A 17099-nucleotide genomic window follows, 5' to 3' on the forward strand; every position below is an offset into this window, starting at 1 on the left:
TCAGGCCGCGGCCCGTTGCCGACACTGCTCGAACAGGCACACGGCAGCGGCCGCGGCGACATTCAGTGACTCGATTCGGCCCGGTTGCGGAATCGTCAGCCGCAATGCCGCATGGGCACGCCAGAACGCGGAGACGCCGGCGCCTTCGTTGCCGAAGACCCAGGCGAGATCGGGCCGCAGATCGGCCGCGTAGATCGACGCGCTGCCATGGGAATCGGTGATCGCGACGGGCACGGCGAGCCGGGCGGCCAGCGCCGCAGGGTCCACTTCCTCGACGAGGGTCATCTCGAAATGGGCCCCCATCGCGGCGCGCAATACCTTGGTCGACCAGGCATTGGCGGTGCCGGGCATGCAGAACGCAAACCGGATGCCGGCAGCCGCCGCGCTGCGCAGAATCGACCCGGCGTTGCCCGCGTCCTGCACGCCGTCGAGCACGACGCAGCGCATGTCGATGCGCTCGGGCAGGACCGCGCGCGGCGCGGCGACCATCAGGATCACGCCGACCCCGCCGTTCGCCACGGGCGAGATCTGATCGAACAGCGCGTCGTCGAAGCCGGCCACGCGCTGCGCGCCGCCGTCGCGCGCCGCGATGCGTTCGATCAAACGCGCGATCTCCGGCCGCGCCGCCCCACCCTGCGCGACGATGCACAGGTCCGGATGGCCGCCCGCGTTCAGGAACGCCTCGGCGAGGTGCGGGCCCTCGAGCAGCGCGACGCCCTCGCGGCGCTGCCGCTGGCCCGACGCCGCGAGCGCGCGCAGCCGCTTGAACAACGGATTGGCCCGCGAACTGATCGGCGTCATCGGTTTTGCAGCGGCCATTCGCGTGTGGCCCAGGCCTCTCGCACCGGCGCGAACGAGCGCCGGTGATGCCGGCAGGGCCCATGCTCGCGCAACGCGTCGAGATGCTGCCGGGTACCGTAGCCGACATGGGCATTGAAGCCGTATTGCGGGTGCACCTCGTGCAGCGCGTGCAGCATTCGGTCGCGCGTCACCTTCGCGAGGATCGACGCCGCGGAGATCGACGGCAGCAGCGCATCGCCGCCGATGATCGCTTCCGCGCGCACCCGCAGCGTCGGGCAGCGGTTGCCGTCGATGTAGGCCACCTGCGGCGTGATGCCCAACCCCTCGACCGCGCGCCGCATCGCCAGCATCGTCGCCTGCAGGATGTTGATCGCATCGATCTCGTCGACGCTGGCTTCGGCGACCGAGAACGCCATCGCCCGCTCGACGATGTCCGCATAGAGCCGCTCGCGCACCTTCGCCGACAGCGCCTTCGAATCGTCCAGACCGGCGATCGGCCGCGCCGGGTCGAGGATCACCGCCGCGGCCACCACCGGCCCGGCCAGCGGCCCGCGGCCGGCCTCGTCGACGCCGCAGGCCAGCTCGCCCGCGATATCGAACGTGAACACCGCCTGCGCGACCTGCCGCGCGCGCGCGGCGGCCTTCTGCTGCGCCCGTACCGTGCGCGGGGATGCCGTTACCGGTTTCGCCATTACCGCCCTTCCCGCCGCGAGGCGACGTCGCCGACCACCTCTGCCGCGAGTTCCGCGGTATTGCGGTGCAGCGCGACATGCATCTCACTGAACAGTTCGGTCAGTTCGCGGCGGTTGGCTTCGTTATGCAACTGTTCGAGGGTCGCATCGGCGAGCGCTTCGGGGGTCGCGAAATGCTGCAGGATTTCCGGCACCACGAAGCGGCCCGCGAGCACGTTCGGCAGGCCGACATACGGCAGATAACCCTGCCGACGCATGATCTGTCCGGTCAGCCAGGGCACCTTGTACGAGATCACCATCGGTTTCTTGTAAAGCGCGGCTTCGAGCGTCGACGTGCCGCTCTTGATCAGCAGCGCGTCCGCCGCTTCCATCGCCGCGTGCGAGTGGCCGTCGGTGATCGTCAGCGGCAGATCCGGGTGGGCGGCGACCAGCGGCGCGAGCAGTTCGCGTACGCCCGCCGACGCCGCCGGTAGCACGAAGCGCACGCCCGGCTCGCGCCGGTGCATCACCGCCATCGCGCCGAAGAATGCCGGCCCGATGAGGGCGATTTCCGAGCGGCGGCTGCCTGGCATCACGCCGATCAGCGGGCCGTCGGGGGCGAGGCCCAGGCGCAGGCGCGCGGCTGCCGGATCGGGCCGCATCGGGATCATGTCGGCGAGCGGATGGCCGACGTAGGTCGCGCGCACGCCCGCCTTGTCGTAGATCGCCTTCTCGAACGGGAACACGCACAGCATGTGGTCGACCGCTTTGGCGATCTTCTTGATCCGGCCACCCCGCCATGCCCAGATCGAGGGGCTGACGAAATGCACGGTCGGCACGCCGGCCTGCTTGAGGGTGTGCTCGAGCGCAAAATTGAAATCCGGCGCGTCGATACCGACGAAGACGGCGGGCGGATCGGCGAGCAGCGACTGCGTCAGCGCGCGGCGGATCCGCAGGATGCCGGGAATCTGGCCGAGCGCCTCGACGTAGCCCCGCACCGCCAGGCGTTCGGCGGGCCAGCGCGCGTCGAAGCCGGCGGCGCTCATCCGCGGGCCGCCGATGCCCGCGCACCGGCTGCCATCCGGCAACCGGTGCGCGAGACCGCCCAGCAACGCCGCGCCGAGCAGATCGCCCGACGCTTCGCCGGCGACCATCGCCACCGTCAGGGGTGCGCTTGCCGTCATGAGAAATCCGTTCAGCGGATGATGCCGCGCTTCGCCGATTCAATGAAATCGAGGAAGGCGCCCACGTGAGCCTGGCCGTCTTCGAGACGCGCCAGGTCGCTTCGCAACTGCGTGCGTGCCTCTTCCAGCGACAGACCGTTCTTGTAGATCGTCCGGTACGCCGAGCGCAGCGCGCTGATCTCCGGCGCGGAAAACCCGCGCCGGCGCAGCCCTTCGCTATTGATGCCATGCGGCTGGGCCTTCTCGCCGGCCGCGATCACGAAGGGCGGCAGATCCTGCACCAGCGCCGAGGCGCCGCCGAGAAAGGCGTGCGCGCCGATGCGCACGAACTGGTGCACGCCCGACATGCCGCCGAGAATCGCCCAGTCGCCCACGCTCACATGACCGGCGATCTGCGCGTTGCTGGAAAACACCGTGTGGTTGCCGACGTCGCAATCATGCGCGATATGGACATACGCCATGATCCAGTTGTCGTTGCCGATCCGGGTAACGCCATCGTCCTGCGCGGTGCCGGTATGGATCGTCGTGAACTCGCGGATGACGTTGCGGTCGCCGATTTCCAGCCGGGTCGGCTCGCCCGCGTACTTCATGTCCTGCGGCGCGCCGCCGATCGACGCGAAATGACCGATCCGGTTGCCCTGGCCGATCGTCGTGCAACCCTCGATGACCGTATGCGAACCCACCGTGCTGTCCGCCCCGATCCGCACGTTCGGCCCGATGACGGCGAACGGCCCGATCGTCACGGAGGGATCGATGTCTGCGCCTGTTTCCACGACCGCGGTCGCGTGAATCCGATTGGTTCCGGAAGTCATTGCGTTATACCGTCCGTTCTTCCTGAGGGGGGACGTTCGACGCCGCCTGGGACGCGGCCGCCGTCAACTTGTCCGTATGCTGGATCGTGCACATCAATGTCGCTTCGGCGGCGAGCACGCCGTCCACGGTCGCGCGCGCCTTGAATTTCCAGATATTGCTGCGGCAGCGTTCGAAGTCGACGTCCAGGATCAACTGGTCGCCCGGCTCGACCGGACGTTTGAAGCGGGCGCCGTCGATGCCCACGAAGTAGTACAGCGTGGTGGCGGGATCGTGCGGCTGGTCGCCCTCGGCGAAGGTGAGCAGCGCGGCGGCCTGGGCGAGCGCCTCGAGGATCAGCACGCCCGGCATCACCGGACGCGTCGGGAAATGACCGACGAAGTACGGCTCGTTGATGCTGACATTCTTCAATGCCTTGATCGACTTGTGCGGTACCAGTTCCAGCACGCGGTCGACCAGCAGGATCGGATAACGATGCGGCAGCAACGTCATGATCTTGTGAATGTCGAGATTGATTTTATTGAGTTCCATGGCTACTGCTCTGCTTTTGGGCCCGCTTGCAGCGCCGCGACGGCCGCTTCCAGTTGCTTGACGCGGTCGCGCATCTTGTCGAGATTGCGCATGACCGCTGCGTTTTTGTTCCAGTCCGCGTTCTCGATCGCCGGGAAGGCGCTGGTGTAGACACCCGCGCGCGGGAGCGATTTCGAGACGCCGGATTTGGCCGTGACGATGACCCGGTCGCCCAGCGTCACGTGCCCGGCGATGCCCACCGCCCCGCCGATCATGCAGTGCCGGCCGATCACCGTGCTGCCGGCGATGCCCGCGCAGGCGGCAATCACCGTGTAGGCGCCGATCCGGCAGTTGTGCGCGATCTGCACCAGATTGTCGATTTTCACCGCATGCTCGACCACCGTATCGGCCATCGCGCCGCGATCGATCGTCGTGTTCGCGCCAATTTCCACGTCGTCGCCGATGCGCACGCCGCCGACCTGCGGAATCTTGACCCACTCGCCCTCGACATCGGGCCGCGTGTCGTCGGCGAAGTCCGGGGCGAAGCCGAAGCCGTCGCCGCCGATCACCGCGCCCGAATGCACGATGACGCGCGCGCCGATGACACAGCCGTGATAGACCGTGACGTTCGGGTAGAGCCGCGTGCCGTCACCGAGCCGCGTGCCGCGTCCCACCACCGTGTTCGCGTCGATCCGCACGCGTTCGCCGATCACCGCCCCGGCCTCGATCACGACATGCGCGCCCACCGTTGCGCTGGCGGCCACCGTCGCCGCCGGATCGACCTGGGCACTGGGATGCACGCAGGGCGGCACCACGGGTTCCGCCGCCGCGACGAAAAACTGCGCGACGCGCGCGAAATACGCATAGGGCTTGGGCGTGACGATCCAGGAGGCCGTGCTCGCGGCCCGCTCCTCGGGCGACAGGCACGCGAGGTCCGCTGCGCACACCAGCACGGCGCCCGCCGCGCTGAGCGCCACTTGCGACAGATATTTCGGGTTGGCCAGGAAGGCGAGTTGATGCGCCTGGGCGCGGTCGAGCGGCGCGAGACCGCTGATCGTACGCGCGCCGTCGCCCTGGAGTGTGCCTCCAAAGCGGGCAACCAGCTGTTGGACGGTAAGTGCCATGCTTGATCCTCAGTTGCCGGATGTCGCCAGGAGCTTGAGGACCTTGTCGGTAATGTCGATACGCGGGTTGACGTACACCGCTTCCTGGACGATCAGATCGTATTTGTTCTGCTCGGCGATCTGCCGAATCGCACGATTGGCCCGGTCGAGCACCGACTGCAGCTCCTCGTTGCGACGCTGGTTGAAATCCTCGCCGAACTCGCGGCGCTTGCGCTGCAGGTCCAGATCCATCTGCGAGAGCAGCAGCTGTTGCTTCGAACGTTCGGCGTCGCTCATCGACGCGCCGTCGCGGTCCATCTTCTCGGACAGCGCGCGCAGCTTCGCCGTGCCGTTGTCGATATCCGCCTTGCGCTTCGCGAATTCCTGCTCGATGCGGGCCATCGCGACCTTCGCCGGTGCCGACTCGCGCAGGATCCGATCGGAATTGACCGCGGCGATATGCTCCTGGGCATGCGCCAAGGGTGCGGCCAACCACAGCCCCAGCAGCAGACATGCCGCCGCGCTGGTCGTTCTGCCAACCTTCGCGTGCGGCATGGGAAATCGAATCAATTTACAGGTCACCAAGCAAGTCCTCTCTCATGCCAGGCATGCGGGCGACGCAAAGCGCACCCGCATGCCGCGATCAAAATGCCGTGCCGATCTGGAACTGGAATTTCTGATACTTGTCGCCTTCCTTCTTGACCAGGGGGAAACCCAGACTGATCTTCAACGGGCCGATCGGCGAAATCCAGGCCAGACCGAGACCATAGCCGTAGCGCAGATCGCCGAAGTTGATGTTCTGCGAATCGCCCCAGACGTTACCCGCATCCATGAAGGTAAAGACGCGCAGCGTGCGGTCGTAACCGGTGCCGGGCAAGGGGAAGGTCAGCTCGACGTTGCCGACGAGCAGCTTCGCACCGCCGATCGGATCGCCGGTCGACGCGTCGCGCGGACCCAGCGAACTCGGCTCGTAGCCCCGCACCGAGCCGATACCGCCGGCGAAGTAGTTCTCGAAAATCGGATAGGGATCGCCGCCCAGACCCTTGCCATAGCCGAACTGCCCGTTCAGGCCCAACACGAAGCCGCGCGCGAACGAATAGTAGTATTGCTGCTGCAAGTCCAGCTTCAGGTACTTGCTGCTGCCCAGCGGCGTGCCGATTTCGAGATTCGCGCGCGTATAGTAGCCCCGGCTGGGGATCAGCGCGCTGTCGCGGCTGTCACGGGACCAGCCCACGGTTACCGGCACGACGTTGGAGATGCGGCCGAAGCTGGCGACATAATCCTTGTACGCCGTCGGGGTCGCGGAGTCGACGTCCAGCCGGTACTGCTTGAAGCCGATGCCGAAGAACACGGTGTCGAGTTCGGAGAACGGTATGCCGAACTTCAGGTCGGCGCCGGCGGTGATGATCCGGAAGCTGCTGCTGGTCGAGTAATACAGCGGCTCCGACGTCTGGTAGTAGACGCTGGTGATCCGGCTGATGCCGTCGACGGTGAAATACGGATCGGTCTGGGTGACGTTCAACGTCCGGTAGTAGCTCGACGTGTTGACGTTCACCGCCAGGCTGGTGCCCGAGCCGAAGACGTTGTCCTGCGTCACGCCGGCCGACAGCACGACCTTGTCGCTCGACGAGAAGCCCGCGCCCAGCGTGATCGCGCCGGTCGGCTTTTCCTTCACCGCGACATCGACGTCGACCTGGTCGGTCGTGCCGGTCACGGGCGTCGTCGTCACATTCACGTCGGTGAAATAGCCGAGGCGGTTGATCCGGTCCTGCGACAGTTTCAGGCGGCTGCTGTCGAACCACGACGATTCGAACTGTCGCATTTCGCGACGCACGACTTCGTCGCGCGTGCGGCTGTTGCCGGTGATGTTGACGTGCCGCACGTAGACGCGCCGGCCGGTCTCGACCTGCAGATTCAGCGCCACCGTGTGGTTCTGCTGGTTGATCTGCGGCTGCGCGTTGACGTTGGCGAACGCGTAACCGTATTGGCCGAGCTTGTCGACGATCGCCTTGGTCGAGTCCTGCAGCTTCGACGCCGAGAAGCGGTCCCCCGCCTTCAGCTTCACCAGCTTTTCGAGTTCGGCCTTCTTGTCGAGCAGCTCCCCGGTGAGTTGCACGGCCGATACCTGGTAAGGTTCGCCCTCGTGCACGCTCAGCGTCAGGTACATGTCCTTCTTGTCGGGCGAGATCGACGCCTGGGTCGACTCGATGCTGAATTCGAGATAGCCGCGATCCAGATAATACGAGCGCACGTGCTCGAGATCGGTCGTGAGCTTGTCCTTCGCGTACAGATCGTTCTTCGTGTACCAGGAGAACCAGTTCGGCGTCGACAGCTGCATCTCGTCGCGCAGCGTGCTCGACTTGAAGGCCTTGTTGCCGATGAAGTTGACCTGACGGATCTTCGCGCTCGGCCCCTCGATCACCGAGAACAGGATCGCGACGCGGTTGCGGTCGACCGGCGTGACGGTGGTGGTCACTTCCGCTGCGTAATAGCCGCGCGTCAGGTACTGACGCTTGAGCTCCTGCTCGGCCTTGTCGGCCAGCGCCTTGTCGAAATACCGCCCTTGCGACAGGCCGCTCGAACGCAGCGCCTTCGCCAGCGTGTCCTTGTCGAACTCCTTGGTACCGGAGAAATCCACCGAGGCGATCGACGGCCGCTCGGCCACCTGCACGATCACGACCTGGTTCTGCACGGACACGCGAACATCGTTGAAAAAGCCGGTCGCGTACAGCGCGCGGATCGCCTGCGATGCTTTTTCATCGGTGAAGGTGTCACCCTTCTTGATCGGGAGGTAGGCGAAGACCGTACCGGCTTCGACGCGCTGCAACCCTTCGAGTCGAATATCCTGGACGACAAATGGCGCCGCCGCGTGGGCCATGAGGCTGTGCGCTGCAAATACGGCGGCCGCGACCGACTTCGGCACGAGGTGATGAGATTTCAACAACTTATCTCCCGATTCAATGGAAGTATTGCGCCGCGACCAGGAATGTCGTCGGCCGAAAATGAGGTCAGAGATGACTCAGCCGTGTCAGGTCGTTGAACAGGGCAACGACGGATAACGCGACGATGCAAAACAAACCGGCACGTTGCAAGATGGATTGCCAGCGCTCGGATGGCGCGCGGCCCGTCACGGCTTCGACCGCATAATATAACAAATGCCCCCCGTCCAACACGGGAATTGGCAGCAAGTTCAACACGCCCAGGCTGATGCTGATCAGCGCCATGAAGGAAAGAAAGGCCAACAGGCCCATCCTGGCGCTCTTTCCGGCGTAGTCGGCGATCGTGACCGGTCCGCTCAAATTCTTCAGCGACGCGGCGCCGGTCAGCATCCTGCCGAACATGCGGAACGAATCCGCGGCGACGTCCCATGTGCGTCGTGCGCCCATCCCCAGTGCGTCCAGCGGCCCGTAGGCGATGCTGACCATCGGCAGACGCGTGCCGAGCCCGGCGCCGATGCGCCCGATGGGCTGGCCGGACTGCGGATCGGCGACCACCGCAGGTACCAGTACGAGCGCCTGTGCCCGGCCGGCGCGCTCGATGCCCAGACGCACGTCGCGACCGCCGTTTGCGCGCATGAGCGCCACCAGGGCGCCCGCATCGGTGACCGGCGCGCCGTTGACCTGCCGCACCGTGTCGCCCACGCGCAGGCCTGCGCGCGCCGCCGGGCTGCCCGCTTCGACCGAGGCGACCTCCGGCGCGCTGCCGCCGGGCAGCAGGCCCAGGCGCTGCACGAGCGCGGCGCCCGCGCCGTCTGCGTCGTCGCGCGCCGCGTCCTGCGCTGCCGCTCCCGATGCATTCTCCGGCACGCCGCTGGTGCGGGACAACGTCAGCGGGTAATCGCTGCGCGCGCCGTCCCGCGTCGCGATCACCGTCAGCGCACGCTCCCGCGTGGCGGCGACGCCCAGGCGCCGTTGCAGCTCCGGCCAGGAGCGTATGGCCTCGATGCGGCCGTCGTCGGCGTGGCGCAGCGCGACGACGGTTTCGCCGCCGCTCAAGCCGGCGCGCGCCGCGGCGCTCGCCACGGGTGGCGTGCCGATCAGCGCGACCGGCTCCGGCAGGCCGTGCAGATACAGGACCGTGAAAAGCAGGATGGCCAGCAGAAAGTTCGCCACGGGTCCCGCCGCGACGATCGCGAAGCGTTTCGCCAGCGATTGCCGGTTGAATGCGTGCGGTAGGTCGCGCGGATCGATGGCCGCGTCCTGCCGCGCCCCGGCGGCGAAACCGGGCGCCGGATCGGCCGCGGCGTTCGCGCTCCCCGCGGCGTCCGTCATGCCCGCGGCATCGCGTTCATCCAGCATCTTGACGTAGCCGCCCAGCGGCAGCCAGCCTACCGACCACTGCGTGCCATTGCGCGCGACATGCTGGAAAACGGGCCGCCCGAAGCCGATCGAGAAGCGCAGGACCTTGACGCCGGCCAGACGCGCGATGGTGAAATGGCCCATTTCGTGCACCACCACCAGGATGCCGAGCGCGACGATGAAACCCAGTACCGCGGTGATCAGTTCCATTTACACGCTCCACGCCCGCTTCGGGTCCGCCATCCTGGTCAGCCGCCCTGCCGGGCGTGCCGTTCGAGTTCCTGCGTCGCGAGACGGCGCGCGGTCCCGTCAGCCGCCAGCACGTCGTCCAGCGTCGCCGCCGCGCCGTGCGGCATCGCCGACAGTACCGCGTCGACGATCGCTGCGATCGCCGCGAAGCCGATCCGGCGCGACAGAAACGCGTCGACCGCGATTTCGTTCGCCGCGTTCAGCGCCGCGCTCGCGGTGCCACCCTGTTCCAGCGCCGCGAACGCGAGCCCCAGGCAGGGGAAGCGCGCCGCGTCCGGTTTTTCGAACGTGAGCGTCGCGATGGCGGCGAGATCGAGCGGCGCGACGCCGGACACGATCCGCTCCGGGTAGGCCAGCGCATGCGCGATCGGCGTGCGCATGTCGGGGTTGCCGAGCTGCGCGAGCACCGAGCCGTCGGCGTAGGCGACCATCGAATGGATGACGCTCTGCGGGTGGATCAGCACCTCGATGCGCGACGCCGGCAGCCCGAACAGCCAGTGCGCCTCGATGACCTCGAGGCCCTTGTTCATCATCGTCGCCGAATCGACCGAAATCTTGCGGCCCATCACCCAGTTCGGATGGGCGCAGGCTTCGTCGGGCGTGACGTCGGCCAGCGTCGCGGGGTCGCGGGTGCGAAACGGACCGCCCGACGCGGTCAGGATGATGCGCTCCACGCCCGCGTGCGGCGTGTGTTGGGGCCCGGCCTGCAGCGGCAGGCACTGATAGATCGCATTGTGTTCGCTGTCGAGCGGCAGCAGCACCGCGCCGCTATCGCGCACCGCGGCGATGAACAACGCGCCCGACATGACGAGCGCTTCCTTGTTGGCCAGCAGGATGCGCTTGCCCGCGCGTGCGGCGGCCAGCGCGCTCGGCAGCCCGGCCGCGCCCACCACGGCGGCGACCACCGCGTCGCACGCGTCGGCCGCGGCGATGCGCTCGAGCGCTGCGGGACCATGCTCGACCTGCGTCGCGATGCCTTCGGCCCGCAGGCGGTGTTCGAGCAGCCGCGCCGTTTCGGCGGAACCCGTCACCGCGACGGCGGGACGGAAGCGCGCGCACTGCTCGGCGAGTTTTTCCCAGTTACGGTGCGCGGAGAGCGCATGCAGCGAAAAGCGGTCGGGATGACGCCCGATCACGTCGAGCGTGCTGTGGCCGATCGAACCCGTCGAACCGAGCAGCGTAATTCGTTGTTTCATAAAGAGCGCAGACCTCAGAGAACCCGGCAACGACGTCGGGCGGCGCAGCACGCCCGGGCGTCAGGAAAGAAACCACATGGCGATGGGCAGCACCGGCAGCAAGGCATCGACCCGGTCGAGCACGCCGCCGTGTCCGGGCAACAGCGCGCTGGAATCCTTCACACCCGCCTGACGCTTGAGCAACGACTCGAACAGGTCGCCAAGGACGCTGAACACCACGAGCACCAGCACGCAGACCATCGCGCGCGGCACGCCGAAGCGCGCCGCGTACGCGGTGAAGAGCGTCGGCGCGGCGAACTGCGTGGCAATGCCCACGGCCGCCAGCACCAGTACCAGGATCGCGCCGCCGATCGCACCCTCCCAGCTCTTGCCGGGGCTGATCGTCACCGCCAGCTTGCGGCGGCCGAACTGCCGTCCGGTGAAATAGGCGCCAATGTCCGCGACCCAGACGACCAGCAGCAGCGACAGCACGAAACCGACGCCGCGCATGCGGGCGTCCACCAGTGCGTGGCCGCTTGCCAGCAACAGGACGATGCCCGCCACCAGCATGAACACGCGCCACGCGCCGGCGGCCAGCACCGGGCGGCGCACGAATGCATAGGGCACCACCAGCAGCCAGAACAACCCGGCCGCCTTGTACAGGCCCACCGGCTCGCCGCCCTGCGTGGCCGTCGTCAGGCTGGCCAGCATGGCCAGCGCGGCGAGCACCGCGTAGAACACCGGCACGTAGTCCTTGAACTTCAACAGGCGCGCCCACTCCCACGCGGCAAACACCAGCACGATGCCGATCAGCGCGCGAAACAGGCCGATCGGCGCAAACAGGGTGACCGGAACGAACACCGCCAACAGAACGATGGCGGTGAGCAGGCGTGCTTTCAGCATGATTGGGAACCCGTGGACGTCGCCGCTTCGGCGCCGGAAATCTGCGCGCTGGTCCGCCCGAAACGGCGTTCCCGCCGCTGGTACGATGCGATGGCCGCGTCGAGCGCCGCTTCGTTGAAGTCGGGCCAGAACATGTCGGTGAAGTACAGTTCCGTATAGGCGAGCTGCCAGAGCAGAAAATTGCTCACGCGCTGCTCCCCGCCGGTGCGGATGAACAGATCCGGTTCCGGCGCATAGGCCATCGACAGGTGCGCTTCGACGAGCGCCTCGTCGATCACGGGTACCGCGCCGCTCGCCACGGCCTTCTCGGCGATTTGCTGCATCGCCTGCATGATGTCCCAGCGCCCGCCGTAATTCGCGGCAATCGTCAGGGTCAGCTTGGTGTTCTGCGCGGTCTTCAGTTCGGCACGGTTAGCGAGGTCGCGGATGCGCGGCTCGAACTGCGAGAGATCGCCGACGATGCGCAGACGGATGCCGTTCGCGTGCATGCGCGCGACTTCCCGCTCGAGCACGGCGATGAAAAGCCGCATCAGGAAGGACACCTCATCCTTCGGGCGACGCCAGTTTTCCGAACTGAAGGCGAACAGGGTCACGAACTCGACGCCGCGATCGATGCACAGCTCGATGGTCTTGCGTACCGCATCGACGCCCTTGGTGTGGCCGGCGACGCGCGGCAGGCGGCGCTTTTGCGCCCACCGGCCGTTTCCATCGAGGATGATCGCGATGTGCTGCGGCACCGACGAAGGGTCGGGCACGCGAATGGTTGAGCTCGTATGAGTCATGGGCGCCAGGGTTATGCAGCGAGCGACGGCTTTATACCGTCATGATCTCGCCTTCCTTGATTTGCACGAGCTTGTCGATTTCGGCGACAAAACGGTCCGTCAGCTTCTGCACGTCGTCCTGCGAACGGCGTTCATCGTCCTCGGAGATATCCTTGTCCTTGACCAGCTTCTTCGCCTGGTCGTTGGCATCGCGGCGCAGATTGCGCACGGCCACCTTCGCGGACTCCGCCTCGTTCTTGACGACCTTGACGAGCTCGCGCCGACGCTCCTCGGTCAGCATGGGCATCGGCACGCGGATCACGTCGCCCTGCGTCGACGGGTTCAGACCCAGGTCGGAATCGCGGATCGCTTTTTCGACGGGCTGCACCAGCTTCTTTTCCCACGGCTGCACGCCGATGGTGCGCGAATCGATCAGCGTCACGTTCGCGACCTGGGAAATGGGCACGTTCGAACCGTAGTAATCGACCTGGATGTGATCGATCAGGCCGGTATGCGCACGACCCGTGCGGATCTTGGCCAAGTCGGCCTTGAACGCGTCGATCGTGCGCTGCATCTTCTGATCGACATTGTTCCTGATGTCATTCACTGTCATGAATCTTCTCCAAACCAAATCCGCCACGCGATGCGCCTGGGCGGGCTGTCGGGGGCGGCGCCGGAAAGCGACGACAGACCCGGCGCCGCCTCCGCGCCGCGGGCAGTTTAAACGTGAACCAGCGTACCCTCGTCCTCGCCGAGCACGATCCGGCGCAACGCGCCGGGCTTGACGATCGAGAATACCCGGATGGGCAACTTTTGATCACGGCACAGGGCGAACGCGGTGGCGTCCATCACCTGCAGGTTACGGCCGATCGCTTCGTCGAACGAGATCGTCGAGTACCGTACGGCGGTCGGGTCCTTCTTGGGGTCGGCGGAGTAGACGCCATCGACCTTCGTCGCCTTCAGCACCACCTCGGCGCCGATCTCCGCGCCGCGCAGCGCGGCGGCCGTGTCGGTCGTGAAGAAGGGATTGCCCGTACCGGCGGCGAAAATGACGACCTTGCCCTCTTCGAGCTGGCGGATCGCGCGCGGACGGATGTACGGCTCGACCACCTGGTCCATCCGCAGCGCGGACTGGACGCGGGCGATGATGCCCGCATGGCGCATCGCGTCCTGCAGCGCCAGCGCGTTCATCATCGTGGCGAGCATGCCCATGTAGTCGGCGGTCGCGCGGTCCATCCCGGCGGCGCCTCCCGCGACACCGCGGAAGATATTGCCGCCGCCGATCACCACGGCGACCTGGATGCCCAGCCCGACGACCTCGGCGATGTCCGCGACCATGCGTTCGATGGTGGTGCGATTGATGCCGAAGGCGTCGTCGCCCATCAATGCTTCGCCGGACAGCTTCAATAGAACGCGCTTATAGGAAGTGGACATGGATGATTTCCTGATAACGCCGGCGTCGGCAACGGTAGAACTGTAGAGAGGAAACCGTTACGGAGCAAGAACGAAGTGCAAGCGCTTCGTAACTGTCTGCAACGGTCTTGCCGCGCTCCCGGCGGCGGATGCCGCCTACCGGGAGCGTGCGGCGTGAAAAGCGGGGCCGGTTCTGGCGACCGGCACCCCAGGGTCCGAGGTTTTGCCTCAGCCCTGCTTGGCGGCCGCGACCTGCGCCGCCACTTCGGCGGCGAAGTCGTCCGGACGCTTCTCGATGCCCTCGCCCACCACATACAGGGTGAACGCCGACACCGTGGCGCCCGCGGCCTTCAGCATCTGCTCGATCGTCTGCTTGTCGTTCTTCACGAAGGTCTGGTCGAGCAACGAGACTTCCTTCAGGTACTTCTGGACGCTGCCTTCGACCATCTTCGCGACGATCTCGGCCGGCTTGCCCGATTCGGCGGCCTTCTGCTCGGCGATGCTGCGCTCCTTCGCGATCAGATCGGCGGGCACGTCCTTCGACGACACCGACACCGGCTTCATCGCAGCCACGTGCATCGCGACATCGCGGCCGACCTGGTCTTCCCCGCCTTCGTACTCGACCAGCACGCCGATGCGCGCGCCGTGCAGGTACGATGCCAGCTTCTTGCTGGTTTCATAGCGCGTGAAACGGCGGATCGTCATGTTCTCGCCGATCTTGCCGATCAGCGCGGCGCGCACCGAGTCGACGGTGCCGCTTTCCAGCGGCAGCGCCAGCAGCGCGGCGACGTCGGCGGGATTCTGCTCGGCGATCATCGTGGCGATCGAACGCGAGAATGCCAGGAAGTCGTCGTTCTTCGCGACGAAGTCGGTTTCGCAGTTCAGCTCGACCAGCACGCCCACGCCGTTGGCGATGTGCGAGACGACGATGCCTTCGGCGGTGACGCGCGACGAGGCCTTGCTGGCCTTGTTGCCCAGCTTGACGCGCAGCAGTTCTTCCGCGCGGTCCATGTCGCCTTCGGCCTCGGTCAACGCCTTCTTGCATTCCATCATCGGCGCGTCGGTCTTCGCGCGCAGTGCCGCCACCATGCTTGCAGTAATCGCTGCCATTTCTTGCTCCTTGATTCTTTTGACTGACTCAAAAAAAAGGGGCTTGTCGAGAGCCCCTTTTTTGCTATCGACGCAAGTGATTACGCCTCGGCGCTGACCTCGACGAATTCGTCGCCGGCTTCGCCACGGATGGCGTCGACGGTGTCCTTGACCGCGGTTTCCCGGCCTTCCAGGACCGCGTCGGCCATGGCCTGCGCGTACAGCGCGACCGCCTTGCTCGAGTCGTCGTTACCCGGGATGATGTATTCCAGGCCGTCCGGCGAGTGGTTCGTGTCGACCACCGCGATGACCGGCACGCCCAGCGCCTTCGCTTCCGCGACGGCAATCTTGTGGTAGCCGACGTCGACGATGAAGATCGCGTCGGGGATGCCCGGCATGTTCTTCACGCCGCCGATCGAACGCTCGAGCTTGCTCATCTCGCGTTCGAACAGCAGGCCTTCCTTCTTGGTCATGCGCTCCAGGTCACCCGCCTCGACCTGCGCTTCCATGTCCTTCAGCTTCTTGATCGACGCCTTCAGGGTCTTGAAGTTCGTCATCATGCCGCCCAGCCAGCGGCTGTTGACGTAAGGCATGCCGGCGCGCGCGGCTTCCGCGGCGATCGTGTCGCGCGACTGGCGCTTCGTGCCGACGAACAGCACCGTGCCGCGATTGGCCGACAGCTGGCGGACATACTTCAACGCGTCGTTGAACAACGGCAGCGTCTTGTCCAGATTGATGATGTGCACCTTGTTGCGGGAACCGTAGATGAACGGCGCCATCTTCGGGTTCCAGAAACGGGTTTGGTGACCGAAATGGACACCGGCTTCGAGCATTTCGCGCATCGAAACGGCCATGGTGAATCTCCTAGAGGGTTGGGTCTTAAACCGGCTGCGACATCCGCGCGGCGTGGCGCCCGATCCCGTGAGGGAAGCGGACCCGCGTCGCCGCGCGAACACCCTGGATGCGCCGGCTTGCGATTTACGACATTGCGACGGGCGGTCGTCGACCCGCCGGCTGCCCGGCCGCCGCGCGATGCTCGCCTGGCTGCCGTAGCGGGTCGGAGTCGGGACGACCGCCCCGTCGCCCGGGCTTGGCCGATGTGGCGCGCAAAACCCAGCCGGCGATTGTAGCACCGTTCATGGGTCGAACTCAAGCGACAGGCGGGGGGCCGACTGTGAGATAATGCACGATCGATCGCAATACAGAAACAATCATGGCCGTCTCGCTGAAAACCGAACAGGACATCGCCCAGATGCGCGTCGCTTGCCGACTCGCCAGCGAGGTTCTCGATTACATCACGCCCTTCATCAAGGTGGGCGTCACGACCGGCGAGATCGACCGGCTCTGCCACGAGTACATGACGAATGTGCAGCAGACGGTGCCGGCCCCGCTGAATTACCAGCCGCCGGGCTATCCGCCCTACCCGAAGGCGACCTGCATCTCGGTCAACGACGTCATCTGCCACGGCATCCCCGGCGAGAAGGCGCTGAAGAACGGCGACGCGCTGAACATCGACGTCACCGTCATCAAGCATGGCTATTACGGCGACACGAGCCGGATGTACATCGTCGGCGAGGGGTCGATCCTCACGCGGCGCCTGGTGCAGACGACCTTCGAATGCATGTGGCTCGGCATCGACCAGGTGCGTCCGGGTGCCCGGCTCGGCGACATCGGCCATGCGATCCAGCGTCACGCCGAGGCGACCGGGTTCAGCGTCGTGCGCGAATACTGCGGTCACGGGATCGGCACCGTGTTTCACGAGGATCCGCAGGTCGTCCACTACGGGCGGCCCGGCACGGGCCTGGAACTGAAGGCGGGCATGATCTTCACGATCGAGCCGATGATCAACGCCGGGCGCCGCGACATTCGCACGATGCCGGACCAGTGGACGGTCAAGACGCGCGACCGCAGCCTGTCCGCGCAGTGGGAACACACGGTGCTCGTGACGGCGGACGGCCACGAGGTGCTGACGCAGTCCGCGTTGACGCAGCCCCGGCCGGAAACCCTGCCGGCCTGATTCCTGGCCCCGGGGCGTCGTGACGCGCTTTCCGGCGCCGTCCCTGGCGCCGTCCCCGGCGTCGTCGAACCAAGCGAACATGAAATTGCCAGCCCAGCCGCCCTCGTCCCCTCTC

At 66.3% G+C, this 17099-nt stretch carries 17 protein-coding genes; 1 reads left to right on the forward strand and 16 read right to left on the reverse strand.

Features of this window, described 5'->3' with window-relative positions:
- From OVY01_RS03380 to rpsB, 16 genes are all read right to left on the reverse strand, one after another.
- Nucleotides 1-801, reverse strand: coding sequence for a TrmH family RNA methyltransferase (locus OVY01_RS03380; RefSeq protein ID WP_267845640.1), 801 nt, complete (start codon nt 799-801; stop codon nt 1-3).
- The gene (gene rnhB / locus OVY01_RS03385) at nt 798-1493 is read right to left on the reverse strand and encodes a ribonuclease HII (RefSeq protein WP_267845642.1); all 696 of its coding nucleotides are present in this window, start codon (nt 1491-1493) and stop codon (nt 798-800) included. The genes OVY01_RS03380 and rnhB overlap by 4 nt, the downstream gene beginning before the upstream one ends.
- Nucleotides 1493-2656 (reverse strand): lipid-A-disaccharide synthase, encoded by a 1164-nt coding sequence (lpxB, locus tag OVY01_RS03390; RefSeq protein WP_267845643.1) that lies wholly within the window; start codon nt 2654-2656, stop codon nt 1493-1495. The genes rnhB and lpxB overlap by 1 nt, the downstream gene beginning before the upstream one ends.
- A gap of 11 nt (nt 2657-2667) precedes the next feature.
- Nucleotides 2668-3468: an acyl-ACP--UDP-N-acetylglucosamine O-acyltransferase gene (lpxA, locus tag OVY01_RS03395; RefSeq protein WP_267845645.1), complete on the reverse strand. Its 801-nt coding sequence runs from the start codon at nt 3466-3468 to the stop codon at nt 2668-2670.
- Nucleotides 3469-3472: 4 nt separating this feature from the next.
- Nucleotides 3473-3997, reverse strand: a complete 525-nt coding sequence (gene fabZ / locus OVY01_RS03400; RefSeq protein ID WP_267845647.1) for a 3-hydroxyacyl-ACP dehydratase FabZ — start codon at nt 3995-3997, stop codon at nt 3473-3475.
- A 2-nt stretch (nt 3998-3999) separates the two neighbouring features.
- Nucleotides 4000-5100 carry a UDP-3-O-(3-hydroxymyristoyl)glucosamine N-acyltransferase gene (gene lpxD, locus OVY01_RS03405; RefSeq protein WP_267845649.1) on the reverse strand — a complete coding sequence of 367 codons (1101 nt, stop codon included), beginning with the start codon at nt 5098-5100 and terminating at the stop codon, nt 4000-4002.
- 9 nt (nt 5101-5109) lie between these two features.
- Nucleotides 5110-5634 carry an OmpH/Skp family outer membrane protein gene (locus tag OVY01_RS03410; RefSeq protein WP_267845650.1) on the reverse strand — a complete coding sequence of 175 codons (525 nt, stop codon included), beginning with the start codon at nt 5632-5634 and terminating at the stop codon, nt 5110-5112.
- An 88-nt stretch (nt 5635-5722) separates the two neighbouring features.
- Complete coding sequence (gene bamA / locus OVY01_RS03415; RefSeq protein WP_267847650.1) at nt 5723-7957, reverse strand: outer membrane protein assembly factor BamA; 2235 nt, start codon at nt 7955-7957, stop codon at nt 5723-5725.
- 130 nt (nt 7958-8087) lie between these two features.
- The gene (rseP, locus tag OVY01_RS03420) at nt 8088-9587 is read right to left on the reverse strand and encodes an RIP metalloprotease RseP (protein WP_267845651.1); all 1500 of its coding nucleotides are present in this window, start codon (nt 9585-9587) and stop codon (nt 8088-8090) included.
- 38 nt (nt 9588-9625) lie between these two features.
- Entirely contained in the window at nt 9626-10822 is a 1197-nt protein-coding gene (locus OVY01_RS03425; protein ID WP_267845652.1) for a 1-deoxy-D-xylulose-5-phosphate reductoisomerase, read from the reverse strand.
- A 60-nt stretch (nt 10823-10882) separates the two neighbouring features.
- Nucleotides 10883-11704: a phosphatidate cytidylyltransferase gene (locus OVY01_RS03430; RefSeq protein WP_267845653.1), complete on the reverse strand. Its 822-nt coding sequence runs from the start codon at nt 11702-11704 to the stop codon at nt 10883-10885.
- On the reverse strand, nt 11698-12486 hold the full coding sequence (uppS, locus tag OVY01_RS03435; protein WP_267845655.1) for a polyprenyl diphosphate synthase: 789 nt from the start codon (nt 12484-12486) through the stop codon (nt 11698-11700). The genes OVY01_RS03430 and uppS overlap by 7 nt, the downstream gene beginning before the upstream one ends.
- A 31-nt stretch (nt 12487-12517) precedes the next feature.
- Entirely contained in the window at nt 12518-13078 is a 561-nt protein-coding gene (gene frr, locus OVY01_RS03440; protein ID WP_267845656.1) for a ribosome recycling factor, read from the reverse strand.
- A 107-nt stretch (nt 13079-13185) separates the two neighbouring features.
- Complete coding sequence (gene pyrH, locus OVY01_RS03445; protein ID WP_267845657.1) at nt 13186-13899, reverse strand: UMP kinase; 714 nt, start codon at nt 13897-13899, stop codon at nt 13186-13188.
- Between the two features lie 207 nt (nt 13900-14106).
- Nucleotides 14107-14988, reverse strand: a complete 882-nt coding sequence (gene tsf / locus OVY01_RS03450) for a translation elongation factor Ts (protein WP_267845658.1) — start codon at nt 14986-14988, stop codon at nt 14107-14109.
- Between the two features lie 80 nt (nt 14989-15068).
- The gene (gene rpsB / locus OVY01_RS03455) at nt 15069-15821 is read right to left on the reverse strand and encodes a 30S ribosomal protein S2 (protein ID WP_267845660.1); all 753 of its coding nucleotides are present in this window, start codon (nt 15819-15821) and stop codon (nt 15069-15071) included.
- Between the two features lie 359 nt (nt 15822-16180).
- Between rpsB and map the strand changes: the two genes are divergently transcribed.
- Nucleotides 16181-16984: a type I methionyl aminopeptidase gene (gene map / locus OVY01_RS03460; RefSeq protein WP_267845661.1), complete on the forward strand. Its 804-nt coding sequence runs from the start codon at nt 16181-16183 to the stop codon at nt 16982-16984.
- The last annotated feature ends 115 nt before the right edge of the window (nt 16985-17099 follow it).

The organism is Robbsia betulipollinis (genome assembly GCF_026624755.1).
Taxonomy (GTDB): Bacteria; Pseudomonadota; Gammaproteobacteria; order Burkholderiales; family Burkholderiaceae; genus Robbsia; species Robbsia betulipollinis.